The following is a 24142-nucleotide window of genomic DNA, read 5'->3' on the forward strand; positions in this document are numbered from 1 at the left end:
CTGTCACTGCTCCTGGGGGCGCTGGAGGGTCGGGGGGAAGTCTGCGGTGTCGGTGGTGTGTACGGCCAGCGTCCGGTCGGGATTCAGCCGTACGACGATGTGCCGGCGCCAGGCGCTGTCGTCGCGCTCGGCGTGGTCCTCGCGCCAGTGGCAGCCGCGGGTCTCCTCGCGGCGGAGGGCCGCGGTCACCAGGACGCGGGCCACGCACAGCAGGTTGGTGGCCTCCCAGGTGTCGACGCCGGGCTCCGCGGTCTTGCCGTTCTCCGCCAGGGCGTCCCGCGCGTCGGCGTGCAGCCGGTGGAGGAGTCCGGCGGCCCGGGCGAGGGAGTCCGCGGAGCGCAGGACGCCCGCGCCCTCCGTCATGATCCGCTGGATCGCGAAGCGGGCCTCCGGGGCGAGCAGCGGGTGCGCGGGCTTCCCGGGGTGTACGACGGGCTCCGGCACGCGCGCGTGCGGGGCGTCGCCGGCGGCGTCGTGGCCGGCCACGATGTCTGCGGCGATGCGCTCGGCGTAGACGAGGCCCTCCAGGAGGGAGTTGGAGGCAAGCCGGTTCGCGCCGTGCACGCCGGTGCAGGCGACCTCGCCGCACGCGTACAGGCCGGGGACGGTCGTACGGCCCCTGGAGTCGGTGCGTACGCCCCCGGAGGCGTAGTGGGCGGCCGGGGCGACCGGGACGGGCTCGGTGACCGGGTCGATGCCGTGGGCGCGGCAGGCGGCCAGGATGGTCGGGAAGCGGTGCTCCCACATGTCGGCGCCGAAGTGCCGGGCGTCGAGGAACATGTGCTCGGCGTCCTGCTCCTGCATCCGGCGCGTGATGCCCTTGGCGACGATGTCCCGGGGCGCCAGTTCGGCCAGTTCGTGCTGGCCGGTCATGAAGCGCACCCCGTCGGCGTCGACCAGGTGGGCGCCCTCGCCGCGTACCGCTTCGGAGACCAGGGGCTGCTGGCCCTCCGCGTCCGCGCCCAGGAACAGCACGGTCGGGTGGAACTGCACGAACTCCAGATCGCTGACCTCGGCGCCCGCGCGCAGGGCGAGGGCGACGCCGTCGCCGGTGGAGACGGAGGGGTTGGTGGTCGCCGAGAAGACCTGTCCCATGCCCCCGGTGGCGAGCACCACCGCCGGGGCGTGCACGGCGCCCACCCCGTCGTGCTGGCCCTCGCCCATGACGTGCAGCGTGACGCCCGCCGTACGGCCTTCGGCGTCTGTCAGCAGGTCCAGCACGAGCGCGTTCTCGACGGTGCGCAGTCCACGCGCGCGTACCGCCTCGACGAGCGCCCGGGAGATCTCGGCGCCGGTGGCGTCGCCGCCCGCGTGCGCGATCCGGCGGCGGTGGTGGCCGCCCTCGCGGGTGAGTTCCAGGCTGCCTTCGGAGGACTCGTCGAAGTGGGCGCCGGTCTCGATCAGTCGGCGTACGGCGTCCGGACCCTCGGTGACGAGAAGCCGTACGGCCTCCTCGTCGCACAGGCCCACGCCCGCGACCAGGGTGTCGTCCAGGTGCTGTTCGGGGGTGTCGCCCTCGCCCAGGGCGGCGGCGATACCGCCCTGCGCCCAGCGGGTCGAGCCGTCGTCGAGCCGCGCCTTGGTGACGACGACCGTCCGCAGACCGGCCGCCTGGCACCGCAGGGCCGCCGTCAGACCGGCCACCCCGGAGCCGACGACCACCACGTCGGCGGCGATGGACCACCCGGGGGCGGGCGCGTGCAGTCTTATGCCTGTGCTGGTCACGAGGCGGCTCCGGGGGATCCGAAAGTGAGTGGGATGTTGTCGATCAGCCGGGTCGTGCCGACCCGGGCGGCGACGGCCAGGACGGCCTCGCCGGTGAAGCCGTCCCCGATGTCGGTGAAGTCGGAGGGGTCGACCAGGGCGAGGTAGTCCAGGGCGAGCGGCGGGTCCAGCCGGGCCGCGTCGTCGAGGACCAGGCGGGCGGCGGCACGGACGGCGGCCGGGCCGCATGCGGAGGAGTGGCGCGTACCGCCCTCGGCAGGGCCGTCCGCGGGCCCGGAGTGGGACTTGGCGACGGCGTGGGCGTCGGCCGCCGCGCGGGACTCCCCGAGGGCGCTGAGCGCCTCGGCACGCGCGTGGGTGGCGGGCACTTCGAGCGCTCGCGCGCGCAACGCCTCCTGCGCCGCGTGCCGGTCCCGGCCCGCGAACAGGGCCTGGGAGAGCGCGAGCGCGGTGCGCCGCTCCCGGGGTGACAGATAGCGGTTGCGGCTGGAGAGGGCGAGACCGTCGGCCTCGCGGACGGTCGGGACGCCGGCGATCTCGACGCCGAAGTTCAGGTCGCGCACCATGCGGCGGATCAGGGCGAGTTGCTGGGCGTCCTTCTGGCCGAAGAGGGCCGTGTCGGGACGGGTGAGGTGGAGCAGTTTGCCGACGACGGTGAGCATGCCGTCGAAGTGGCCGGGGCGGGAGGCGCCCTCCAGGCGGGTGCCCATGGGGCCCGCGCTGATCCGGACCTGGGGTTCGCCGCCCGGGTAGACCTCGTCGGCGGAGGGGGCGAACACGACGTCGGCGCCCGCCAGTTGAGCAATCTTGAGGTCGGCGTCGAGGGTGCGCGGATAGCGGTCCAGGTCCTCGCCCGCGCCGAACTGGAGCGGGTTGACGAAGACGGTGACGACGACCTCACCGTCCGGTCCGGCGAGCTCGCGGGCGGTGCGGACCAGCGTGGCGTGGCCCTCGTGCAGGGCACCCATGGTCATCACCACGGCGCGACGGCCGGCACGCGTGCGTGCGTGGAGTTCGTCGGCGGTGCGCAGCAGGGTGGCGGTCATCCGGCGGCTCCTTCGGTGCCGTTGGCGAGTACGCCCAGGAGGTCCTCGGCGAGTTCCGGCTTGAGCAGACCGTGCGCCAGGGCACGGTCCGCGGTCGCCCGCGCCATCGCCACATAGCCGGCGACGGCCTGCGGGGCGTGCTGACGCAGCTCGGCGATGTGCGCGGCCACCGTGCCGGCATCGCCGCGCGCGACCGGGCCGGTGAGGGCCGCGTCGCCGGAGCGCAGGGCGTTGTCCAGGGCGGCGCCCAGCAGGGGGCCGAGCATCCGGTCGGGGGCCTCCACGCCGGCCGTGCGCAGCAGCTCCATGGACTGGGCGACCAGCGTCACCAGGTGGTTGGCGCCCAGCGCGAGGGCCGCGTGGTAGAGCGGGCGGCTCTCCTCGGCGATCCACTCGGGCTCGCCGCCCATCTCGATCACGAGGGCCTCGGCGGCCAGCCGCAGCTCGTCCGGCGCGGTGACCCCGAAGGAACACCCGGCGAGCCGCTGCACGTCGACCGGGGTGCCCGTGAAGGTCATCGCGGGGTGCAGGGCCAGCGGCAGCCCGCCCGCGCGCAGGGCCGGGTCGAGGACCTTCGCGCCGTACCGCCCGGAGGTGTGGGCGAGGAGCTGTCCCGGCCGTACGGCCCCGGTGTCGGCGAGGCCCTCCACCAGGGCGGGCAGGGTGTCGTCGGGGACGGTGAGCAGCACCAGGTCGGCACGCTCCAGGACCTGGGCCGGGGTGACGAGCGGCACGTCGGGCAGGAGCAGCGCGGCCCGTCGCTTCGAGGCGTCGGAGACTCCCGACACGGCGACCGGACGGTGCCCGGCGAGTTGCAGGGACGCGGCCAGCGCGGGTCCCACCCGACCGGCGCCGACGACGCCGACGGTGAGCCGCGCGGGGCGGTCCTTGGGGTCTGGCTGTTGGAGAGTACTCACGCGACTGCGGCCTTCCCGTTCCAGTCCGCTCCGGGTACCGGACGATTTCTCGTCATGTTAACGCGATCGGTTGGAGGGGCGGTGGGTTGTCCACAGGCTGTGGGTTTCCGCGCGACCCCCGGACGACGCGGGGGCGGGCGGAAATCCGGATGCCCGGGCCGGCCGCCACGGTGCATCATCCGGGGCATGAGCGATGCGGTGGAGCACGACGGAGAACGGCCCGGGCCGACTGGCCCGACGGATCGGGCGGCCGGCCCGACCACGGACCGGGCGGCCGACGAGGAGCGCGTCAAGGAGCGCCGTAAGCGGCGCGTCGGCGCGCACCGGAGCGCGAAGCGGGTGCTCTCGCGTCCCGGCTATCTGGACACCCTCCGGGAGCGGCTCGCCGTCCTGGACCGGGCACCGGACCTCTACGACCTGGACGAGTCGTCGGACATGTACGGCAACGGGATCGTCGAGGCCCTGGAGAAGAAGGTCGCCGGACTGCTCGGCAAGGAGGCGGCCGCCTTCTTCCCGACGGGCACCATGGCGCAGCAGATCGCCCTGCGCTGCTGGGCCGGGCGCACCGGCGTCCCGACCGTGGCCCTGCACGCGCTGGCCCACCCCGAGGTGCATGAGCGGAACGCGTTCAGCCAGGTCAGCGGAGTGCGACCGGTGCGGTTGACGAGCGAGCCGCGGCTGCCGACCGCCGACGAGGTGCGCGACTTCGGGGAGCCCTTCGGGGCGCTGATGCTCGAACTGCCCCTCCGGGACGCCGGTTTCGTCCTGCCCTCCTGGGAGGAGCTGACGGAGGTCGTCGAGGCCGCGCGCGAGCGGGACGCGGTGGTCCACTTCGACGGCGCCCGCCTGTGGGAGTGCACGACCCACTTCGGCCGTCCCCTGGACGAGATCGCGGACCTCGCGGACAGCGTCTACGTCTCGTTCTACAAGTCCCTCGACGGCTTCGGCGGCGCGGCCCTGGCCGGCCCGAAGACGCTGATCGACGAGGCACGGGTCTGGCGGCACCGTTACGGCGGCATGGTCTTCCAGCAGTTCCCCACCGTGCTGTCGGCCCTCGCCGGCCTGGAACGCGAGCTGCCCCGACTGCCCGCATACGTGGCCCACGCGCGCGTGGTCGCCGAGGCGCTGCGCCAGGGGTTCGCGGAAGCGGGCGTGCCGTGGATGCGCGTCCACCCCGAGCGGCCGCACACCAACGAGTTCCAGGTCTGGCTGCCGTACGACACCGACGCCGTCTCCGAGGCCGCGATCCGGCAGGCCGAGGAGACGGGAGTCGCCCTGTTCTCGGGCGCCTGGGACCAGCGGGGCCCGGGGCTGGCGGTCGCCGAGGTCGACGTACGCGCCGCCGGTATGGAGTGGACGGCCGACGACGTGCGGACGGCGGTCGCGGAGTTCGTGTCCCGTCTGAAGGAGGAGACGGGGACCTGACCGGACGCCGGCGGGGGCGGGCGGGGCACGGCCCCGGCCGCCCCTCGGTGCGAGCCCCCACCCGGCCGGGGCCGGCCCCCTCCAGGCAGTTCCCTACGGGCCGGTCCCCTCCGGGGCAGTCCCCTCCAGGCAGTTCCGCTCAGCCGTGGCCGCCCGCCCGCACCAGCCCCGTCTCATAGGCCAGGACGACCACCTGGACGCGGTCCCGCAGCCCGAGCTTGGTGAGGATGCGGCCCACATGGGTCTTCACGGTGGCCTCCGACAGGACCAGCCGGGCCGCGATCTCCCCGTTGGACAGTCCCTGGGCGACGAGGATCATGACCTCGCGCTCCCGGCCGGTGAGGCGCTCCAGTTCCTTGTGCCGCGGCTCCTTGCCGGCGGCCGGCAGCAGCGGGGCGAAGCGGTCCAGCAGCCGCCGGGTCGTCGAGGGCGCCACCACCGCGTCCCCGCTGTGCACCGAGCGGATGGCGGTGAGCAGTTCGCCGGGCGGCACGTCCTTGAGCATGAATCCGGACGCGCCCGCCTTGAGCCCGGAGAAGGCGTACTCGTCCAGGTCGAAGGTGGTCAGGATCAGCACCTTGGGCGGGTTCTCGCCCTGGCAGACGCGGCGGGTGGTCTCCACGCCGTCCAGCTTCGGCATCCGGACGTCCATCAGCACCACGTCGACCGCGGTCGCCGCCAGGACCTGAAGGGCCTCGACCCCGTCCCCGGCCTCCGCCACGACCTCCATGTCCGGCTGGGCGGCGAGCACCATCCGGAACCCGGTGCGCAGCAGCACCTGGTCGTCGACGAGCATCACGCGGATCGTCATCGGGTCATCTTCCGTTCGGTCGGCGGTTGGGAGTGCGGGTCCTGACAGGTGTCAGTACGGAGCGTGCGAAAGGCGTCGGCCGTCACAGCGCGGGTTTCAGCGGCAGCAGCGCGCTGATCCGGAACCCGCCGCCGGGCCGCGGGCCCGCGTCCAGGGTGCCGCCGACCATGCCGACCCGCTCGCGCATGCCGATCAGGCCATGCCCCTGGCCGTCCGCGCCGCCCTCCTCGTACAACTCGTGCGGGGCGCCCTTGCCGTCGTCCTCGACCAGCAGTCCGAGGCCGTCGTCGAAGTAGACCAGGCGCACGCTGGCGCCCGTGTTGGGGCCGCCGTGCTTGCGGGTGTTGGTGAGCGCCTCCTGCACGATCCGGTACGCCGTGAGCTCGACGCCGCTCGGCAGCGGGCGCGGGGTGCCCTCGACCTTGAAGTCGACGGGCAGGCCGGAGGTGCGGCACTGCTCGATCAGCTCGTCGATCTGCTCGACGTCCGGCTGCGGCACGTACTCGCCGGCCTCCTTGTGCTCGCCGGTGCGCAGCACGCCCAGCAGCCGGCGCATCTCGGCGAGCGCCTGACGGCCGGTCGAGGAGATGGTCTCCAGGGCCTTCTTCGCCTGGTCCGGGGCGGAGTCGAGGACGTAGGCGGCGCCGTCGGCCTGCACCACCATCACCGACACGTTGTGCGCGACGACGTCGTGCAGTTCGCGCGCGATCCGGGCCCGTTCGGCGGCGACGGCGACCTTGGCCTGCGCCTCGCGCTCCCTCTCCAGGCGGGTGGCCCGCTCCTCCAGCTGCGCGAAGTAGGCACGCCGGGTGCGCACCGAGTCGCCGAGCACCCAGGCGAGCGCGAACGGCACCGTCTGGAAGACCGCTATCGCCACGTGCCCGAGGGCGCTGGAGTGCTCCTGCGGCCAGCGGATCTCCGAGAGGGTGGCCGCCGTCAGGCCCGCGGCCAGGGCGGAGCGGGAGGCCCAGCGGGCGCCGATCGCGGCGACCGTGTAGACGATCACCAGCATGGCGAAATCGGCGACCCCGACCTCGATGTCGAGGATCAGCTGCGCCAGCCCGGTCGCCCCGGCGAGCACGAGCATCGCCTCCGGCCGGCGGCGGCGCAGCGCGATCACCACGGACATCACGGCCGAGACCGCGAGCGCGCCGGCGGCCGTCCCATGACGGTTCGTCGACCAGCCGGCGCTCGCGATCGTCACGCCACTCAGCCCCAGCAGGAAGACGGCCCAGAAGCCGTCGACCCATGTCGGGTGTCTGCGGAGGAAGTCGTAGAGGCGTTGCACGTGCCCCAGCGTAGGGAAGGGTGATGTGTGCATGGGTCAACCGGAGGGTCGATCCGGAACCGATCCGCGTACTCCCCAAGGTGGAGGCCCCCTTCTCCTCCGCGCATAGCCTGGCCCGGTGACGAAGGACACGGCGGACGGGTCGCGGGAGTGGCAGGGGTGGCGGGCCGCGACCGAGACGGCGCTCTACGGGCCCGGTGGTTTCTACCGAGGGGCCGAGGGGCCGGGCGCGCACTTCCGTACGTCGGTGCACGCCTCGCCGCTCTTCGCCGGCGCCGTGGCGCGGCTGCTGCGTCGGGTGGACGAGGCGCTGGAGCGGCCCGAGGCGCTCGACTTCGTCGACATGGGGGCGGGCCGGGGTGAGTTGGTGACCGGGGTGCTCGCCGCGCTGCCCGCCGACGTGGCGGCCCGCACGCGCGCGTGCGCCGTCGAGATCGCCGACCGGCCCGCCGCCCTCGACCGGCGGATCGACTGGCGGAGCGCGCCTCCGCACGGGATCACCGGGCTGCTGTTCGCCAACGAGTGGCTGGACAACGTACCCGTGGAGGTGGCGCAGACCGACGCGGCAGGCGTACCCCGGTACGTGCTCGTACGGGAGGACGGCACCGAGCGGCTCGGGGAACCGGTCGCCGGTGCGGACGCCGAGTGGCTCGCCCGGTGGTGGCCGCTGCCGCCTGAGGAGGGGGCCCGCGCCGAGATCGGGCTCCCCCGGGACGCGGCGTGGGCGTCCGCCGTGGGCACGGTCGACCGGGGGCTCGCGGTGGCCGTCGACTACGCGCACACCATTGATGCGCGCCCCCTGTTCGGGACGCTCACCGGCTTCCGCGCGGGGCGCGAGACGGCGGCCGTACCGGACGGGTCGCGCGACATCACGGCGCATGTCGCCCTGGACGCGTGCGCTGCCGCGCCGACGGGTGCACCACCCGGCGCTCGCCTGCTTCCGCAACGCGAGGCCCTGCACGCCCTGGGGATCACCGGCGCACGCCCTCCGCTCGCGCTGGCGTCCACCCGTCCCGCCGAGTACCTGCGCTCCCTCGCGAGCGCCGGTGCAGCCGCCGAACTCACCGCCCCGGGCGGTCTCGGCGACTTCGGCTGGCTCCTCCAGCCGGTGGGCATCGCGGATCCGCTCCCCGGCCGACCGCCCCGGTGACCGCGGCACCCGGGACCGCCCCTACTTGTCGATGTCCCCGACCACGAAGAACAGCGACCCCAGGATCGCCACCATGTCCGCGACCAGCGTCCCCGGCAGCAGCACGGCGAGCGCCTGGATGTTGTTGTACGACGCCGAGCGCAGCTTCAGCCGGTACGGGGTCTTCTCGCCCTTGCTGACGAGGTAGTAGCCGTTGATCCCGAGCGGGTTCTCCGTCCACGCGTACGTGTGCCCCTCGGGCGCCTTCAGCACCTTCGGCAGCCGCTGGTTGACCGGCCCGGGCGGCAGTTCGGCGAGCCGGTCGAGACACGCGTCGGCGAGGTCGAGGGCGTTGTGGGTCTGCTCCAGCAGCACCTCGAAGCGGGCGAGGCAGTCGCCCTCCTGGCGGGTGACCACCTTGAGGGTGTCCTGGAGGTCGCCGTAGGCCAGGTAGGGCTCGTCCCGGCGCAGGTCGAAGTCGACGCCCGAGGCGCGCGCGACGGGCCCGCTCACGCCGTACGCGTGCACCGCCTCCGCCGAGAGCACCCCCACGCCCCGCGTGCGCCCCTGGAAGATCTCGTTGCCTAGCACCAGGTCGTCGAACCGGTCCATGCGGGAGCGCACGGCGGCGACGGCCTCACGCGCGCGTGCCAACCATCCCGCCGGCAGGTCCTCCTTGAGTCCGCCGACCCGGTTGAACATGTAGTGCATCCGTCCGCCGGAGACCTCCTCCATGACGTTCTGCAGCACCTCGCGCTCGCGGAACGCGTAGAAGACCGGGGTGAGCCCGCCCAGTTCCAGGGGGTAGGACCCCAGGAACATCAGGTGGTTCAGCACCCGGTTCAGCTCGGCGAGCAGCGTGCGCGTCCACACCGCGCGCGGGGGCACCTCCATGCCGAGCATCCGCTCCACGGCGAGGACCACACCCAGCTCGTTCGAGAAGGCCGACAGCCAGTCGTGGCGGTTGGCGAGCATGATGATCTGCCGGTAGTCGCGCGCCTCGAAGAGCTTCTCCGCGCCCCGGTGCATATAGCCGATCACCGGCTCCGCGCGCTGGATCCGCTCGCCGTCGAGAACGAGCCGCAGCCGCAGCACGCCATGGGTGGAGGGGTGTTGGGGGCCGATGTTGAGCACCATGTCGGTGCTCTCCGCCGCGCCGCCGACCCCGACCGTGGTCTCCGTCGTGGGAGTCATGAACACAGTCTCTCGTACGTACGCTTACGTCATGGAAACGGGGACTGCCTCCCAGGACGACGCCGTCGGCGAGCCGGTGTGGACCGGACTGCCACCGGGACTGCTGACGATGCGCCGACTGCTCCTGGTGGTCTGGCTGGGGCTGCTGGCGGTGGCCGCGGGCGTGCTCCTGGGGCTGTTCGCGGGGCCCGGCTGGGCGGCCTTCGCGCTGCTGCCGGCCGTCCTGATCGTCTGGGGCTGGGTGGGGCTGGGCCGCAACTGGCGCTCCTGGCGGTACGCCGAGCGCGCCGACGACCTGCTGATCAGCCGGGGCGTGCTGTGGCGTGCCGAAACGATCGTTCCGTACGGGCGGATGCAGCTCGTGGAGGTGACCTCCGGGCCGGTCGAACGCCACTTCGGCCTGGCCACCGTGCAGTTGCACACGGCGGCCGCCGCCACCGACGCGACCATCCCCGGGCTCGACCCGGCGGAGGCCGAGCGGCTGCGCGACCGCCTCACCGAGCTGGGCGAGGCCCGATCGGCCGGGCTGTGACGACGCCGGGCGCCGAAGGGAGCGTTCCCGCCGGAGCGCACGCCGGGGAGCGGCGGCTCCACCCGGTGACGCCGTTGCGCCGGGCGTGGGCGCCGGTCGCCGTCATCATCGGGTGGGCGATGCACGACCCCGACCAGGCGCAGGAGCAGCTGACCCGGCTGACGACCGTCACCCTGCTGATCGGCCTCTCCGTGCTCGTGCCGGCCGCCGCCCTGTACGGGTTCCTCACCTGGTGGTTCACCCACTTCTCGGTGACCGACAGCGAACTGCGCATCCGCACCGGCCTGTTGTACCGGCGCACCGCGCACATCCGGCTGGAGCGCATCCAGGCGGTCGACGTGACCCAGCCGCTGCTCGCCCGGGTGGCGGGTGTCGCCAAGCTGAAACTCGACGTCGTAGGGACCGACAAGAAGGACGAACTCGCCTTCCTGGGCGAGGACGAGGCGCGGGCGCTGCGGGCCGAACTGCTTGCCCGGGCGGCCGGGTTCGCGCCCGAGACGGCACACGAGGTGGGCGAGGCGCCCGCGCGGCAGCTGCTGCGCGTGCAGCCGGGCGTCCTCGCGGTCTCCCTGGTGCTCACCGGGGCGACCTGGGGCTCCCTGGCCGCCGCCCTCGTCGTCCCGCCGCTGCTCTGGTTGGCCACCCACAGCGTGTGGACGGTCCTCGCCACCGCCCTGCCGCTGCTGGGCGCGGCCGGCGCGAGCAGTGTGGGGCGGTTCGTCGGCGAGTTCGACTGGACGGTGAGCGAGTCCCCGGACGGGCTGCGCATCGACCACGGACTGCTGGACCGGACGCACGAGACGGTGCCGCCCGGGCGGGTGCAGACCGTACGGATCGTGGAACCGCTGCTGTGGCGGCGCTGGGGTGCCCACCGGTCGGGCGGGGCCGGGAGCGGCGGAGGGCGGGTACGGGTCGAGCTGGACGTCGCCGGTTCGGCCAACTCCGTGCTGGTGCCGGTCGCCTCCCGCGAGGTCGCCGCGGCGGTCGTCGCGCGCGTGCTGCCCGGTGTGACCGTGCCCTCGCCGGCCGAGCTGTCCCGGCCGCCCCGCCGGGCCGGCCGCTGCGTACCGCTGTGGTGGCGGGGGTACGGCCTCGCGGTCACCGACACGGTGTTCGCGGCGCGGCACGGGCTGCTGCGCCGGAATCTGTCGCTGGTTCCGCACGCGAAGGTGCAGAGCGTACGGCTGGTGCAGGGGCCGTGGGGGCGGCTCTGGCGGCTCGCGGAGGTGCGGGTGGACACGGGGGCGGGCAAGACCGTCAGAGCGCGGCTGAGGGACGCTCAGGAGGCCGCGGAGCTGCTTCGGGCGCAGGCGGAGCGGTCCCGCACCGGGCGCCGCTCCGCCCGGCCGGACCGCTGGATGGCCTGAGACCCGGCCGCCCCCGGCCGCGCTCCACTCAGGAGGCGGCGCTGCGCAGCCGGTGCAGGTTGATCTGTTCCGTCTCGTCGTGCGCGGTCAGGTCGATGACCTGGCCGACCCCGCGCGACCGTTCGTCGGCCGGCTTGAACTGCGCCTCGGACTCCGCCTTGTGCACCGCGAGCGCCTCCTGGCCCACGACGTCGGCGAGGTCCTCGTTGTGCACGGCGTCCAGGACCGCGGCCCCGGAGCCCTTCTGCGTACCGAAGAAGTCGAATCCGCCCTCGACGAGCGGACGGCGCGCGGGAGCGGCCGGTACGACGGCCACCGCGGTCGGCACGGTGAAGTGCCCCGACGGCTGCGCGGACTTGGCGGGCTTGGCGACCGCGGAGCCGGCGGCCGCGTGCTCACGCGCGTCGACCGCCTCGGGCTTTCCCGGCACCTCGCCCTCCGGGACGACGTCACCCTCGGCATCGGCGTCGGCATCGACATCGACTTCGGCATCGGCATCGGCCGCGGCCACGGTGTCGGCCTCCGCGTCGATCTCGGTCTCGTCCTCGGCGCCGGACTCCGAATCGGCCTCGGCCTCGGCCTCGGCCTCAGCGTCGGTGGCCTTCGCCTCGGTCAACTCCCTTGCCGCTCCTACGCGTTCAGCGGCACGCGCGCCTTCTGGGTCGTCGTCCGGGTCTTCTTGGTCTTCTTGGTCGTCCTTCTCGTCCTGCCCGTCCACATCGACGGAGGGCTTCGGTGCGGGCCCCTTGTCGTCGTCGAAGCGGACCAGCGCCGCCTTCGCCCGCAGGAACAGCTGGGAGCCCGCCGGAGAGAACACCGCGGGAACCGCCGGCTCCTCCTCGTCGGTCTCGGAGTCGACGTCGAGGTCGGCCTCGGCTTCGGCTTCGGCTTCGGAGTCGACGTCGTCCGGGGCGGCCACGGCCTCGGCGTCGTCCATGTCCAGGTCGGCTTCGTCCGTCTCGGGCGCGGGCGCCGCCTCTATCTCCAGCAGCCGGCGGCCTTCCAGGGCGGTCGCGCGCTCGGTCTCCGCCGTGGCGTACCGGCGCAGCAGCGCCGCGTGTTCGTTGCGCAGCCCCGCCAGCTCGGTGCGCTTGGCGCGCAGCTTCTGCTCCATCTTGACGCGCAGCTCGCGCGACTCCTCCAGGTCGGCCTCCAGCTCGGCGACCCGTTCCTCGTGACGCCACTCGTCGCCCGCACGCGCGCGTGCGAGGTCGGCGACCTGCCTGCCCGCCTGCGCGTCCCAGCGGCGCATGACCGCCGCGCCGACCACCGCCGTCGCCGCGGCGACGGCCGCGACGACACGGAGCACGGCGGGTTCTCGGAACAACCAGGGGCCGAAGGCGCAGACGAGCGACACGCCCGCGATCGCCGAGGGAGGCAACAGCCGGTGCAACGGCGGGGAATGACGATGACGTCCACGTGGCATGGCCAGAAACTTACCGCGCGTAGGCGAATGATGGTGCCCCGCGCGCTAAAAACCCAGCCACCCCCCGTGCGTCGTCCCGCCTCACTGGTCGCTGAGCCGTCCGCTCATCCACTGGAGGGCCGCCGGGATCTCCCGGCGCCAGGTGTTGAAGTTGTGGCCGCCGCTGTCCAGGATGATCGACGCGATGCGGGTGGCGTGGGTCGACCGCACCTCGGCGATGAACTTGAGGGTGGCCTTGTAGTTGGCTTCGCCGACCTTGCTGCTGCTGACGAGGAGTGAGGTGTCGGATGCGTGCCGGTGCTTGATGAACCACCGCAGGTCGGCCTCGTCGCGCAGGGCGCGGTCCCCCTGGAAGAGGTTGCCCGTGGTGGGGTCGACGGGTGCCTTGTAGTACGCCGACAGGCCGACGCCCGCCGCGTACGTCCCGGGGTGGTGCAGGGCGAGTTTCAGCGCGCAGTAGCCGCCCGTGGAGTCGCCGATGATGCCCCAGCTGCCGGGTTTTCTGCCCACCCTGTAGTGGGCCATCACGGCGTCGGGCAGGTCCTTGGCGAAGAACGACTCGGTCTGCGGCCCGCCGGGGACGTCCACGCACTCGGTGTCCCGGGGCGGCGCCACGGTCGGTCTCAGCATCACCAGGATCATCGGCTGCATACGGCCGTCCTTGGCGAGACCGAGGGCCGTGCGGGGATAGCGCAGCTTGTCGACGAGCGCCTGGGCGGTGCCCGGGTACCCCGTGAGCACGACGGCTGCCGGGAACGTCCGGGCGCGGTACTGCGGCTGGAAGTACTCCGGTGGCAGGTACACGAAGGCCGGGGTCGCGATGTGCGTCGTAGGGCCGAGTATGTCGACCTTCTGGATCTGACCGGCCGTCCGCGGCTGCCCGCCGTCGCCGCCCTGGACGCGCATCCGCTGGGTGTCGACCACGTGCAGGGGGCCACCGGCCGGGCCGCCCGCCGTGTGGTCGACGACCACGCCCTGCCCGGTCTCCCTGCCGAAGAGGTCCGCCCAGCTGGCGTAGAACCCGAAGGCCTGGTTGGCGGCGAGGCCCACCGAGGCGAAGAGCATCACCTGGGTGGTGAGAAGGAGTCCGACCCGGCCGCTGACGGCCCGCCAGTTGCGGTGCGCCAGCCGCGGCCACAGCCACACCGTGCCGACGAACAGCAGTACGGCGAGGACGACCGCCAGCAGCAGCGCCTTGTTGCTCGTGAGACCCATGGGCTGTTTCCCGCCTGCGCTTTCCGCCCCGTGCGCCACGCAACCTTCGCGAAGCCTTGCCCGGCGCTTTCCATTGCCTTTGAACCGGCTTTCCGGAGAGGAAGGAACCTCCTTCCCCTGGACACCGTCCTAGAGGGCGCAATGTCGCCGGATGCCCGTATGGGGCCCGGATCCAAGGTCTCTCGCAGAACTACGGGATGCGATGTCTGTCAGGATAGATGGGGAAATGTCGGGCGAGGTTCCGGGCACTTCGGGCCGGGTGCGGCGCATAGTCCGCGCTCCGCGACCCGAGGCCGTTCCCGCGCTCGTCGCCAGGGCCTGCGCGATCGTCGGCCTGCTGGACATCGCGGCCGGCGTGTTCCCGCGCTTCCGGCACAGCCGTATGCACTCCCTCGCCGAGGTACTGCCGGGCGCGCTCGGGCCGTTCGCGGCGGCGCTCTCGCTCAGCGTCGGCGTGCTGTTGCTGCTGCTCGCGCACGGGCTCAGGCGGCGCAAGCGCCGGGCGTGGCGCGCCGCGGTGGCGCTCCTGCCGGCGGGCGCGGCGGCCCAGTTCGCGTACCGGCACTCGCTCATAGGGGTCGTCATCTCGGCCGCGCTGCTCGCGCCGCTGCTGCGGCACCGCGACGAGTTCGCGGCGCTGCCCGACCCGCGCAGCCGCTGGCGCGCGCTCGCCAACTTCGTCCTCATGGGCGCCGGTTCCCTCGTCCTGGGGCTGGTCATCGTCAGCGTCCACTCCCGGCGCATGGTCGGCGACCCGAGCCTGGCCGACCGGATCTCGCACGTCCTGTACGGCCTGTTCGGCTTCGAGGGGCCGGTCGACTACGAGGGCAGCACCTCCTGGACGGTCGCCTTCTCGCTGGGCGCCCTGGGCCTGCTGACCGCCGTGACGACGATCTACCTCGCCTTCCGGCCCGAACATCCCGCCGCCCGCCTCACCCCGCAGGACGAGACGCACCTGCGCGGCCTCCTGGAGAAGCACGGCGGCCGTGACTCGCTCGGCCACTTCGCGCTGCGCCGGGACAAGGCGGTCGTCTTCTCGCCCAGCGGCAAGGCGGCGGTGACGTACCGCGTCGTGTCGGGCGTGATGCTGGCCAGCGGCGACCCCATCGGTGACGTGGAGGCCTGGCCCGGCGCCATCGAGCGGTTCATGGACGAGGCCAAGGCCCACTCCTGGACCCCCGCCGTCATGGGCTGCTCCGAGACGGGCGGCGAGGTGTGGACCCGCGAGACCGGACTCGACGCCCTGGAACTCGGCGACGAGGCGGTGGTGGACGTCGCGGATTTCTCACTCGCCGGGCGCGCGATGCGCAACGTACGCCAGATGGTGAAGCGCATCGAGCGGGCCGGCTACGAAACCCGGGTACGGCGTGTCCGTGACCTGGGCGAGAGCGAACTGGAGCGGATCCGGCGCGCCGCCGAGGACTGGCGCGGCACCGACACCGAGCGCGGCTTCTCCATGGCGCTCGGCCGCATCGGCGACGCCGCCGACGGCGACTGCCTGATCGCCACCGCCCACAAGGCGGACGAACACCCGGGCCAGTACGGCGACTTGAAGGCGATCCTGCACTTCGTGCCGTGGGGCTCGGACGGCGTGTCGCTGGACCTGATGCGCCGGGACCGGTCGGCCGACCCGGGCATGAACGAGCTGCTGATCGTGGCGGCCCTGGAGGCGGCGCCCCGGCTGGGCATCACCAAGGTCTCGCTGAACTTCGCCATGTTCCGCTCGGCGCTGGCCCGCGGCGAGAAGATCGGCGCGGGCCCGGTGCTGCGCGCCTGGCGCGGACTGCTGGTCTTCCTGTCCCGCTGGTTCCAGATCGAGTCCCTGTACAAGTTCAACGCGAAGTTCCAGCCCCGCTGGGAGCCCCGCTTCGTCGTCTACCGCGCCTCCAGCGACCTGCCCCGCATCGGCTTCGCCGCGATGCAGGCGGAGGGCTTCGTCGACCTCGCCCTCCCGCTGCCGCGCTTCCTGCGCCGCCGCTCCTCCGTCGCCGCGCCGTGCGCCCACGGGATCGCGGAACGGGATGTGCGCGCGGCCTGAACCGTCCCGGCCCGGCCGGCCGCCCTCCCCACCGGTCCGGGGGCTTCCGGCCGGGCCGCGCGGTCTTGTGGCCTCCCCCGGGGCCTACGCTGAACGCATGAGCAAGCAGATCGGACGCGGCCAGGTGGCGGGCCTTCCGGGGTGGGACCGGTGCGCGGTCATGGGAGTCGTGAACGTCACCCCCGACTCCTTCTCCGACGGGGGCCGCTGGTTCGACACGACCGCCGCCGTCAAGCACGGCCTGGCCCTGGCCGAGGAGGGCGCCGACCTGGTCGACGTCGGCGGCGAGTCCACCCGCCCGGGTGCCGCCCGCGTGGACGAGGCCGAGGAACTCAAACGCGTCGTCCCCGTGGTCCGCGGCCTCACCGCCGAGGGCGTCACCGTCTCCGTCGACACCATGCGCGCCTCGGTCGCCGAGCAGGCCCTGACGGCAGGCGCCACCCTCGTCAACGACGTCAGCGGCGGTCTCGCCGACCCCGCGATGATCCCGGTCGTCGCCGACTCGGGCGCCCCCTTCGTCGTCATGCACTGGCGCGGCTTCCTGTCGGGGGGCAACGTCAAGGGCGTCTACGCCGATGTCGTCACCGAGGTCGTCGACGAACTGCACGCGCGCGTGGAGGCGGTTCTGGCCGGCGGTGTCGCCGCCGACCGCATCATCGTCGACCCGGGCCTCGGCTTCTCCAAGGAGGCCGAGCACGACCTGGTCCTCCTCGCCCACCTGGACCGGCTGCACACCCTGGGCCACCCCGTACTGGTCGCCGCCTCCCGCAAACGCTTCCTCGGCCGTGTCCTGGCCGGCCCCGAGGGCGCGCCCCCGCCCGCCCGCGAACGCGACGCCGCCACGGCCGCCGTCTCGGCGCTCGCGGCGCACGCCGGAGCGTGGGCGGTGCGCGTGCACGAGGTGCGCGCGACCGCGGACGCGGTACGGGTCGCGCGCGCCGTGGAGGGAGCCCGGTGAACGCCCCCCACATCGACGTCGAACAGGTCGAACGCGCCAACACCACGTTCTACGAGACCCTGGAGCAGGGCGACTTCGACGCGCTCTCCGCGCTCTGGCTCACCCCCGCCGACCTGGGCGTCGACGAGGAGTACCACGATCCCGCCGACAGCGGCGTCATCTCCTGCGTGCACCCGGGGTGGCCGGTGCTGACCGGACGCGGCGAGGTTCTCAGGTCGTACGCGCTGATCATGGCGAACACCGAGTACATCCAGTTCTTCCTCACCGACGTCCATGTCTCCGTGACCGGGGACACCGCCCTGGTGACCTGTACGGAGAACATCCTCAGCGGCGGTCCCGCCCCCGAGGACAGCGACGAGCTGGGTCCGCTCGTCGGCCAGCTGGTCGTCGCCACCAACGTCTTCCGCCGTACCCCCGAGGGCTGGAAGCTCTGGTCCCACCACGCCTCCCCGGTACTGGCCGAGACCGAGGAGGAGGACGAGGACGACACGCCCTCGTCCTCGTGACAAGGCGGACGTACCCCTACGGGACCAACAAGTGGTTGGGATCACGAAGCGGGGGTAGGGGCGGCTACCGACCCCCGCGCCACCGGGTCCTCCGGACAGACGGGTGACGCGTCCTCCGGACCCCCGGGCCGCGTCCGGGCCCCCGCGACCCGGCACTGTCAGTGGCCGCGGGTAGATTCGTTCGAGGCCGGTGTACCGCCCCGCACGCGGTTCGACCGGCCGCCACCGACGACTTCAGGAGTGATTCGCGTGGATCGTGTCGCGCTGCGCGGCCTCAAGGCCCGCGGGCACCACGGGGTGTTCCCCAAGGAGCGCGCGGAGGGCCAGACCTTCATCGTGGACCTCGTCCTGGGCCTGGACATCCGGCCGGCCGCCGCCGACGACGACCTGACGAAGACCGTGCACTACGGCATCGTGGCGGAGGAGGTCGTGGCCGTCGTCCAGGGCGAGCCGGTGAACCTCATCGAGACGCTCGCCGAGCGCATCGCCCAGACCTGCCTGAAGCACGAGGGGGTCCAGGAGATCGAGGTGTGCGTCCACAAACCGGACGCCCCGATCACCGTCCCGTTCGACGACGTGACCGTCACCATCACCCGGAGCCGAGTATGACCTTCTCGTTCACCGAGGGGCACAGCGACCCGACCGTCCAGCCGGTCCCCGCCTCCGTCGTGCGCCAGGTGGACGCCGCCGACACGACGCTCAGCAACCCCAGGCGGGCCGTGATCTCCCTCGGCTCCAACCTCGGCAACCGCCTGGAGACCCTCCAGGGGGCCATCGACGCCCTGGAGGACACCCCCGGCGTCCGCGTCAAGGCCGTCTCACCCGTGTACGAGACGGAGCCCTGGGGCGTCGACCCCGGCAGCCAGCCCTCGTACTTCAACGCGGTCGTCGTCCTGAAGACCACGCTCCCCCCGTCCTCCCTCCTGGAGCGGGCGCACGCCGTCGAGGAGGCCTTCCACCGCGTACGGGACGAGCGGTGGGGAGCGCGCACGCTCGACGTCGACATCGTCGCCTACGCCGACCTCGTGACCGACGACCCGGCGCTCACCCTGCCCCACCCGCGCGCCCACGAGCGGGCCTTCGTCCTCGCCCCCTGGTACGACGTGGAGCCCGAGGCGCAGCTGCCCGGCCGCGGTCCGGTCGCCGACCTGCTGCACGACGTGACCCGCGACGGGGTGACGGCCCGCAAGGATCTGGAACTCCGGCTGCCCGAGTAGTCGTTAAGGTCGAGACGACCACACGCGGCCACCGGGCCGGGGAGCTGAAGGGACACCGTGAAAGAGCTGCGGATCAGGGTGCTGGCCGGCGTGTTCGTCATCGCGGGGGTGCTGTCCTGGGCGGGCGCGCGCCTGTGGAGCGCGGTGGGAACCCTGCCCAGCGTCCCGCTGGCCGCCCCCATCGTCCTCGCCGTGATCGCCGCGGTCCTGCTGGCCACGGCGCTCTCCCTGCGGGCCCGGCTCAGGGCCCAGCGCGAGCGCCGCCCCGGCGCCAAGGGCGTCGACCCGCTGATGGCCGCCCGCGCGGTCGTCTTCGGCCAGGCCAGCGCCCTGGTCGCCGCCCTCGTCAGCGGCATGTACGGCGGCACCGGCGTCTGCCTGCTGGAGTCCCTCGACATCCCGGCCCGCCGCGACCAGGCCATCTACGCCGGGTTCTCGGTCCTCGCGGGCATCGCGGTGATAGCGGCCGCCCTCTTCCTGGAGCGCGTCTGCAAGCTCCCGGAGGACGACGACCACGACACCACGGGGGCCGCGCCGGTCGCGTAGCGGCTCAGCGCGCCATGATCAGGGTCATCGCCTCGTTGCGGGTGGCAGGGTCGCGCAGCTGCCCGCGCACGGCCGACGTGATGGTCTTGGCGCCGGGCTTGCGCACGCCCCGCATCGACATGCACATGTGCTCGCACTCGACGACGACGATCACCCCGCGCGGTTCCAGGATGCTCATCAGGGAGTCCGCGATCTGCGTGGTGAGCCGTTCCTGCACCTGCGGCCGACGGGCGTAGACGTCCACCAGCCGGGCCAGCTTCGACAGCCCCGTGATCTTGCCGTCGCTCGACGGGATGTAGCCGACATGAGCCGCGCCCACGAAGGGGACCAGATGATGCTCGCAGCTGCTCAGCACCTCGATGTCCTTGACCAGGACCATCTCGTCGTGGCCCAGGTCGAACGTCGTCGTCAGCACGTCCTCGGGCTTCTGCCACAACCCCGCGAATATCTCCCGGTACGCCCGTGCCACCCGCGCCGGCGTCTCCCTGAGCCCCTCCCGGTCCGGGTCCTCGCCGACCGCGATCAGCAGTTCTCGTACGGCGTTCTCGGCGCGCTTCTCGTCGAAGACGCCGATCGAGCCCTCGCCGTCCAGCGTCACGGGGTCGGTCATCTGGTGCCTCGTTCCTGTACGGGTCGCGCGGACGGGCCACGCGTCTGAGCTGCGGGCATACGGAAGAGCCGCGCCCCCCAGGCTAAAACCTGGGGGGCGCGGCATCCATTCCGGGCCGGTGTGAGACTCGCGTCAGCTCTCGGGGCGGTCCTCCGGGGACTTCTCCAGCGAGGGAGAGGTCTCGGTGGTCGCACCGGCGGTGATCGCGGCCCCCGCTCCGTTCGCCCCGTTCGCCCGTGACAGCTCCTTGGGGGAGAGCACCGGCGGGCGGGTGGACGGTGTGCGGCGGGAGGAGCCGGTCCACGAGGGGCGGGCCGGGCGCTTCACGATGGGAGCGAAGACCTCGGCGATCTGCTCCTTGTTCAGCGTCTCCTTCTCCAGCAGCTGGAGCACGAGCGCGTCGAGGACGTCGCGGTTCTCGACCAGGATCTCCCAGGCCTCGTTGTGCGCGTTCTCGATGAGCTTCTTGACCTCTTCGTCGACGAGCGCGGCGACCTCTTCCGAGTAGTCGCGCGGGTGCGACATCTCCCGGCCCAGGAAGGGCTCGGTGTTGTCGCCGCCGAACTTGATCGCGCCGAGGCGCTCGGTCATGCCGTACTGCGTGACCATCGCGCGGGCCGTCGCGGTGGCCTTCTCGATGTCGTTCGCGGCGCCCGTGGTCGGGTCGTGGAAGACCAGTTCCTCGGCCGCGCGACCGCCCAGCATGTAGGCCAGCTGGTCGAGCATCTCGTTGCGCGTGGTCGAGTACCTGTCCTCGTCCGGCAGGACCATGGTGTAGCCCAGAGCACGGCCTCGCGAGAGAATCGTGATCTTGTGGACCGGGTCGGAGTTCGGTGAGGCCGCCGCGACCAGGGCGTGTCCGCCCTCGTGGTACGCGGTGATCTTCTTCTCCTTGTCCGACATGATCCGGGTCCGCTTCTGCGGGCCCGCGACCACCCGGTCGATCGCCTCGTCCAGCATGGAGTTGTCGATCAGCTTGCGGTCGCTGCGCGCGGTGAGCAGGGCGGCCTCGTTGAGGACGTTGCTCAGGTCCGCGCCGGTGAAGCCCGGCGTACGGCGGGCTACGGCCGACAGGTCGACGTCCGGGGCGATCGGCTTGCCCTTCTGGTGAACCTTGAGGATCTCCAGACGGCCCTGCATGTCCGGGCGGTCGACCGCGATCTGGCGGTCGAAGCGTCCGGGGCGCAGGAGGGCCGGGTCGAGGATGTCGGGCCGGTTGGTGGCGGCGATCAGGATGACGCCGCCCTTCACGTCGAAGCCGTCCATCTCGACGAGCAGCTGATTCAGGGTCTGCTCACGCTCGTCGTGACCGCCGCCGAGGCCGGCGCCGCGGTGCCGGCCGACGGCGTCGATCTCGTCGACGAAGACGATCGCCGGGGCGTTCGCCTTGGCCTGCTCGAAGAGGTCACGCACTCGGGAGGCACCGACACCGACGAACATCTCGACGAAGTCGGAACCGGAGATCGAGTAGAAGGGGACCCCGGCCTCGCCCGCGACGGCGCGCGCCAGCAGCGTCTTGCCGGTGCCGGGAGGGCCGTACAGCAGTACGCCCTTGGGGATCTTGGCGCCGACGGCCTGGAACTTCGCCGGCTCCTGGAGGAACTCCTTGATCTCGTGGAGCTCCTCGACGGCCTCGTCCGAGCCCGCGACGTCCGAGAACGTCGTCTTCGGGGTGTCCTTGGTGATGAGCTTCGCCTTGGACTTCCCGAAGTTCATGACCCGGGAGCCGCCGCCCTGCATCTGGTTCATCAGGAACAGGAAGACGACCACGATGAGGACGAAGGGGAGCAGGGACAGCAGGACTCCGACGAAAGCGTTCTGCTTCGTCGGCGAGACCGTGTAGCCGTCCGGGATCTGCTTGTCCTGGTACTTGCTCTGCAGCGTGTCGGCGATGGTCACGCCTTGGTCGCCGATGTAGCTCGCCTGGATCTTCGAGCTGCCGGCGACCTTCACACCGTTCTTGAGCGTCGCCTTGATGGTCTGCTCGTCACCTGTGGTGATCTTGGCTGACTCGACCTTGTTGTCGTTGATCGCCTGGACTACCTGGCCGGTGTCCACCGTCTTGTAGCCGCCGGACGAGCCGACGACCTGCATCAACACGACCACGGCAAGGACGGCCAGCACGATCCACATGACCGGCCCACGGAAGTATCGCTTCACGTCCATCCATACGGAGCGAAGTCGCCCCGTCCCTCCTGCCATAGTGAGTTTGATAAAGACAGTTCTTCTGACGGTACCCCAGCATTGTGGCCCGAAGTCGCTCAGGACGACTGGCGAACCCGTCTGCATGCTCCAACGCCGCGAGGGCCGCTGGGGTTCCCGAAAGTCCTGTGAGGCTTGGCCCGGGTGGCTCAGCCGCCGTAGACGTGGGGCGCGAGCGTCCCCACGAACGGCAGGTTGCGGTACTTCTCGGCGTAGTCGAGGCCGTAGCCGACGACGAACTCGTTCGGGATGTCGAAGCCCACCCACTCCACGTCGATGGCGACCTTGGCTGCCTCGGGCTTGCGCAGCAGGGTGCACACCTTGAGGGTGGCGGGCTCGCGCGACCCGAGGTTGGAGATCAGCCAGGACAGGGTCAGCCCCGAGTCGATGATGTCCTCGACGATGAGGACGTGCTTGCCCTTGATGTCGGTGTCGAGGTCCTTCAGGATCCGCACCACACCGGAGGACTGGGTACCCGCGCCGTACGACGACACGGCCATCCAGTCCATCGTGACGGGGGTGGACAGCGCCCGGGCGAGGTCCGCCATGACCATCACCGCGCCCTTGAGGACGCCGACGATCAGCAGATCCTTGCCCGCGTACTCCGCGTCGATCTTCGCGGCCAGCTCCACGAGCTTCGCGTCGATCTCTTCCTTGGTGATGAGCACCGACTTGAGGTCGGCACCCATGTCTTTCGCGTCCACCCGCATCACTTTCGGTCGTCCGTCCCACCGGCTGCCTGGTCCCGCCCCCCGGAGGCCGGAGGGGGTGCCGATTCAGCCTTGCCGGATCACCAGTCTGCCACCCTGGCGCTGGGCGACGACTTTGCCCGGGAGATTGATGACCCCCTGGCCGCGCCAGCCGGTGATCAGCCGGTCGACTTCCTCGATGTGCCGGGCGGACAGGGATCCCGCCGGCGCGCCCGCGCCGATGGCGGCGCGCCGCAGGATGCGCCGGCGTACGGCGGCCGGCAGGGCGTAGAGCTTGGCGCACTCCAGGAGACCGGCGTCGTCGCGCACCGATGCCTCCGCTTCGGCGGCCCAGGCGTCGAGGGCGTCGGCGTCGTCCCGGGAGAGCCGTGCCGTACGGGCGAGCGCCTCCACGACTCCCTTGCCGAGCGCCTTCTCCAGGGCGGGCAGGCCCTCGTGGCGCAGGCGGGAGCGGGTGTACGCCGGATCGGCGTTGTGGGGGTCGTCCCAGACGGGGAGGGACTGGACCATGCAGGCCTTGCGGGCGGTCTGCCGGTCGAGGGCCAGGAAGGGGCGCCGGTAACGGCCGCCTGCTCCCGAGACCGCGGCCATTCCGGAGAGGGAGCGGATGCCCGAGCCGCGGGCGAGGCCCAGCAGGACGGTCTCCGCCTGGTCGTCGCGGGTGTGGCCGAGGAGGATCGCGGCGGCGCCGTGGCGGCCGAGGGCGGCGTCGAGGGCGGCGTAGCGGGCGTCTCGGGCGGCTGCCTCGGGGCCGCCCTCGCGGCCCACGGCCACGGTGGCGGCCTCGACGGGGTCCAGGCCCAGTTCGCGCAGCCGCAGGACGACCTCGTCGGCGCGGAGGTCGGAGCCGGCCTGGAGACCGTGGTCGACGGTGACACCGCCGGCCCGGACGCCCAGCCTGGGGGCTTCGAAGGCGAGGGCGGAGGCGAGGGCCATGGAGTCGGCGCCGCCGGAGCACGCCACGAGCACGAGCGGCGAGGGCGGGCGCTCGTGCGCCGTGTGCGCCGGAGCGGTCGTGAGGCCGGCCGACGGTTGGGCGTCGAGGCTGTCGTTGAGGATGTCGTGGAGTACGCGGCGGACCGCCAGGCGTATCGCCGCGACCGCAGGATGGGGACCCATGTCCGGTTCCCTTCATGGAGTTTCCGGGGGGTGAGGCCCGGAGGTTCGGTCACTCAGAGTGTGTAGATGGTGACAGAACCGGGCCGTTCCCCGAGCATCGCACGCCTACCCATCCCTGATGGTCCCTCGGACGGGTGATTGAAGAGGCGTTCGCCTGCCGC

At 72.4% G+C, this 24142-nt stretch carries 22 protein-coding genes; 10 read left to right on the top strand and 12 right to left on the bottom strand.

Annotation, left to right across the window (positions count from 1 at the left end; translation table 11 throughout):
- Nucleotides 1–3: 3 nt before the first annotated feature.
- Genes ABZT12_RS00165 through ABZT12_RS00175 form a run of 3 tightly spaced genes read right to left on the bottom strand, consistent with a single transcriptional unit; the run spans nt 4 to nt 3688 of the window.
- The gene (locus ABZT12_RS00165) at nt 4–1725 is read right to left on the bottom strand and encodes an L-aspartate oxidase (protein WP_356374722.1); all 1722 of its coding nucleotides are present in this window, start codon (nt 1723–1725) and stop codon (nt 4–6) included.
- Nucleotides 1722–2771 (bottom strand): pantoate--beta-alanine ligase, encoded by a 1050-nt coding sequence (gene panC / locus ABZT12_RS00170; RefSeq protein WP_356374725.1) that lies wholly within the window; start codon nt 2769–2771, stop codon nt 1722–1724. Before panC ends, ABZT12_RS00165 begins: the two co-directional genes overlap by 4 nt.
- Complete coding sequence (locus ABZT12_RS00175) at nt 2768–3688, bottom strand: DUF2520 domain-containing protein (RefSeq protein WP_356374728.1); 921 nt, start codon at nt 3686–3688, stop codon at nt 2768–2770. The genes panC and ABZT12_RS00175 overlap by 4 nt, the downstream gene beginning before the upstream one ends.
- 186 nt (nt 3689–3874) lie before the next feature.
- Between ABZT12_RS00175 and ABZT12_RS00180 the strand changes: the two genes are divergently transcribed.
- Nucleotides 3875–5113, top strand: coding sequence for a beta-eliminating lyase-related protein (locus ABZT12_RS00180; RefSeq protein WP_356374731.1), 1239 nt, complete (start codon nt 3875–3877; stop codon nt 5111–5113).
- 139 nt (nt 5114–5252) lie between these two features.
- Here ABZT12_RS00180 and ABZT12_RS00185 read toward each other — a convergent pair whose 3' ends face one another.
- Nucleotides 5253–5924, bottom strand: a complete 672-nt coding sequence (locus ABZT12_RS00185; protein ID WP_356374734.1) for a response regulator transcription factor — start codon at nt 5922–5924, stop codon at nt 5253–5255.
- A gap of 82 nt (nt 5925–6006) precedes the next feature.
- Nucleotides 6007–7212, bottom strand: coding sequence for a sensor histidine kinase (locus ABZT12_RS00190; protein WP_356374738.1), 1206 nt, complete (start codon nt 7210–7212; stop codon nt 6007–6009).
- A gap of 118 nt (nt 7213–7330) precedes the next feature.
- Between ABZT12_RS00190 and ABZT12_RS00195 the strand changes: the two genes are divergently transcribed.
- Nucleotides 7331–8362 (top strand): SAM-dependent methyltransferase, encoded by a 1032-nt coding sequence (locus ABZT12_RS00195; protein WP_356374741.1) that lies wholly within the window; start codon nt 7331–7333, stop codon nt 8360–8362.
- 21 nt (nt 8363–8383) lie between these two features.
- On the opposite strand, the gene ABZT12_RS00200 is transcribed toward ABZT12_RS00195, so the two are convergent.
- Complete coding sequence (locus ABZT12_RS00200; protein WP_356374743.1) at nt 8384–9535, bottom strand: NADH-quinone oxidoreductase subunit D; 1152 nt, start codon at nt 9533–9535, stop codon at nt 8384–8386.
- Between the two features lie 31 nt (nt 9536–9566).
- On the opposite strand from ABZT12_RS00200, the gene ABZT12_RS00205 reads away from it, so the two are divergent.
- Together ABZT12_RS00205 and ABZT12_RS00210 are read left to right on the top strand one after the other, a co-directional pair.
- Nucleotides 9567–10067 carry a PH domain-containing protein gene (locus ABZT12_RS00205; protein WP_356374746.1) on the top strand — a complete coding sequence of 167 codons (501 nt, stop codon included), beginning with the start codon at nt 9567–9569 and terminating at the stop codon, nt 10065–10067.
- On the top strand, nt 10064–11434 hold the full coding sequence (locus tag ABZT12_RS00210) for a PH domain-containing protein (RefSeq protein ID WP_356374749.1): 1371 nt from the start codon (nt 10064–10066) through the stop codon (nt 11432–11434). Before ABZT12_RS00205 ends, ABZT12_RS00210 begins: the two co-directional genes overlap by 4 nt.
- A gap of 28 nt (nt 11435–11462) precedes the next feature.
- Here the strand turns inward: ABZT12_RS00210 and ABZT12_RS00215 are convergent, their stop codons facing one another.
- Both ABZT12_RS00215 and ABZT12_RS00220 read right to left on the bottom strand, forming a co-directional pair.
- Nucleotides 11463–12860 (bottom strand): hypothetical protein, encoded by a 1398-nt coding sequence (locus tag ABZT12_RS00215; protein ID WP_356374752.1) that lies wholly within the window; start codon nt 12858–12860, stop codon nt 11463–11465.
- A gap of 81 nt (nt 12861–12941) precedes the next feature.
- The gene (locus ABZT12_RS00220; protein WP_356374755.1) at nt 12942–14075 is read right to left on the bottom strand and encodes an alpha/beta hydrolase-fold protein; all 1134 of its coding nucleotides are present in this window, start codon (nt 14073–14075) and stop codon (nt 12942–12944) included.
- Between the two features lie 226 nt (nt 14076–14301).
- Between ABZT12_RS00220 and ABZT12_RS00225 the strand changes: the two genes are divergently transcribed.
- From ABZT12_RS00225 to ABZT12_RS00250, 6 genes are all read left to right on the top strand, one after another.
- Nucleotides 14302–16113 (top strand): phosphatidylglycerol lysyltransferase domain-containing protein, encoded by a 1812-nt coding sequence (locus tag ABZT12_RS00225; protein WP_356374758.1) that lies wholly within the window; start codon nt 14302–14304, stop codon nt 16111–16113.
- Nucleotides 16114–16210: 97 nt separating this feature from the next.
- Nucleotides 16211–17071, top strand: a complete 861-nt coding sequence (gene folP, locus ABZT12_RS00230; RefSeq protein WP_356374761.1) for a dihydropteroate synthase — start codon at nt 16211–16213, stop codon at nt 17069–17071.
- The gene (locus tag ABZT12_RS00235; RefSeq protein ID WP_356374764.1) at nt 17068–17577 is read left to right on the top strand and encodes a nuclear transport factor 2 family protein; all 510 of its coding nucleotides are present in this window, start codon (nt 17068–17070) and stop codon (nt 17575–17577) included. Before folP ends, ABZT12_RS00235 begins: the two co-directional genes overlap by 4 nt.
- Nucleotides 17578–17826: 249 nt before the next feature.
- On the top strand, nt 17827–18186 hold the full coding sequence (gene folB / locus ABZT12_RS00240; protein ID WP_356374767.1) for a dihydroneopterin aldolase: 360 nt from the start codon (nt 17827–17829) through the stop codon (nt 18184–18186).
- Nucleotides 18183–18794: a 2-amino-4-hydroxy-6-hydroxymethyldihydropteridine diphosphokinase gene (gene folK, locus ABZT12_RS00245; protein WP_356374770.1), complete on the top strand. Its 612-nt coding sequence runs from the start codon at nt 18183–18185 to the stop codon at nt 18792–18794. The genes folB and folK overlap by 4 nt, the downstream gene beginning before the upstream one ends.
- A 57-nt stretch (nt 18795–18851) precedes the next feature.
- Complete coding sequence (locus tag ABZT12_RS00250; RefSeq protein ID WP_356374772.1) at nt 18852–19340, top strand: DUF3180 domain-containing protein; 489 nt, start codon at nt 18852–18854, stop codon at nt 19338–19340.
- A 4-nt stretch (nt 19341–19344) separates the two neighbouring features.
- Here ABZT12_RS00250 and folE read toward each other — a convergent pair whose 3' ends face one another.
- The 4 genes from folE to tilS all read right to left on the bottom strand — a co-directional run bounded on the left by folE (nt 19345) and on the right by tilS (nt 23981).
- Complete coding sequence (folE, locus tag ABZT12_RS00255; protein WP_356374775.1) at nt 19345–19950, bottom strand: GTP cyclohydrolase I FolE; 606 nt, start codon at nt 19948–19950, stop codon at nt 19345–19347.
- A 132-nt stretch (nt 19951–20082) separates the two neighbouring features.
- Nucleotides 20083–22116 carry an ATP-dependent zinc metalloprotease FtsH gene (gene ftsH, locus ABZT12_RS00260; RefSeq protein ID WP_356374778.1) on the bottom strand — a complete coding sequence of 678 codons (2034 nt, stop codon included), beginning with the start codon at nt 22114–22116 and terminating at the stop codon, nt 20083–20085.
- A 185-nt stretch (nt 22117–22301) separates the two neighbouring features.
- Nucleotides 22302–22862, bottom strand: a complete 561-nt coding sequence (gene hpt / locus ABZT12_RS00265) for a hypoxanthine phosphoribosyltransferase (RefSeq protein ID WP_356374781.1) — start codon at nt 22860–22862, stop codon at nt 22302–22304.
- Between the two features lie 66 nt (nt 22863–22928).
- Nucleotides 22929–23981 carry a tRNA lysidine(34) synthetase TilS gene (tilS, locus tag ABZT12_RS00270; RefSeq protein WP_356374784.1) on the bottom strand — a complete coding sequence of 351 codons (1053 nt, stop codon included), beginning with the start codon at nt 23979–23981 and terminating at the stop codon, nt 22929–22931.
- Nucleotides 23982–24142: the final 161 nt, after the last annotated feature.

The organism is Streptomyces sp. NPDC005423 (genome assembly GCF_040606415.1).
Lineage (GTDB): Bacteria > Actinomycetota > Actinomycetes > Streptomycetales > Streptomycetaceae > Streptomyces.

Coding starts and splice junctions, on each gene's coding strand:
- panC (WP_356374725.1), bottom strand. CDS start 2,771: ATGACCGCCACCCTGCTGCGCACCGCCGACGAACTCCACGCACGCACG.
- ABZT12_RS00180 (WP_356374731.1), top strand. CDS start 3,875: ATGAGCGATGCGGTGGAGCACGACGGAGAACGGCCCGGGCCGACTGGC.
- ABZT12_RS00185 (WP_356374734.1), bottom strand. CDS start 5,924: ATGACGATCCGCGTGATGCTCGTCGACGACCAGGTGCTGCTGCGCACC.
- ABZT12_RS00200 (WP_356374743.1), bottom strand. CDS start 9,535: ATGACTCCCACGACGGAGACCACGGTCGGGGTCGGCGGCGCGGCGGAG.
- ABZT12_RS00205 (WP_356374746.1), top strand. CDS start 9,567: ATGGAAACGGGGACTGCCTCCCAGGACGACGCCGTCGGCGAGCCGGTG.
- ABZT12_RS00215 (WP_356374752.1), bottom strand. CDS start 12,860: ATGCCACGTGGACGTCATCGTCATTCCCCGCCGTTGCACCGGCTGTTG.
- ABZT12_RS00220 (WP_356374755.1), bottom strand. CDS start 14,075: ATGGGTCTCACGAGCAACAAGGCGCTGCTGCTGGCGGTCGTCCTCGCC.
- ABZT12_RS00225 (WP_356374758.1), top strand. CDS start 14,302: ATGTCGGGCGAGGTTCCGGGCACTTCGGGCCGGGTGCGGCGCATAGTC.
- folP (WP_356374761.1), top strand. CDS start 16,211: ATGAGCAAGCAGATCGGACGCGGCCAGGTGGCGGGCCTTCCGGGGTGG.
- folK (WP_356374770.1), top strand. CDS start 18,183: ATGACCTTCTCGTTCACCGAGGGGCACAGCGACCCGACCGTCCAGCCG.
- folE (WP_356374775.1), bottom strand. CDS start 19,950: ATGACCGACCCCGTGACGCTGGACGGCGAGGGCTCGATCGGCGTCTTC.
- ftsH (WP_356374778.1), bottom strand. CDS start 22,116: ATGGACGTGAAGCGATACTTCCGTGGGCCGGTCATGTGGATCGTGCTG.
- hpt (WP_356374781.1), bottom strand. CDS start 22,862: ATGCGGGTGGACGCGAAAGACATGGGTGCCGACCTCAAGTCGGTGCTC.
- tilS (WP_356374784.1), bottom strand. CDS start 23,981: ATGGGTCCCCATCCTGCGGTCGCGGCGATACGCCTGGCGGTCCGCCGC.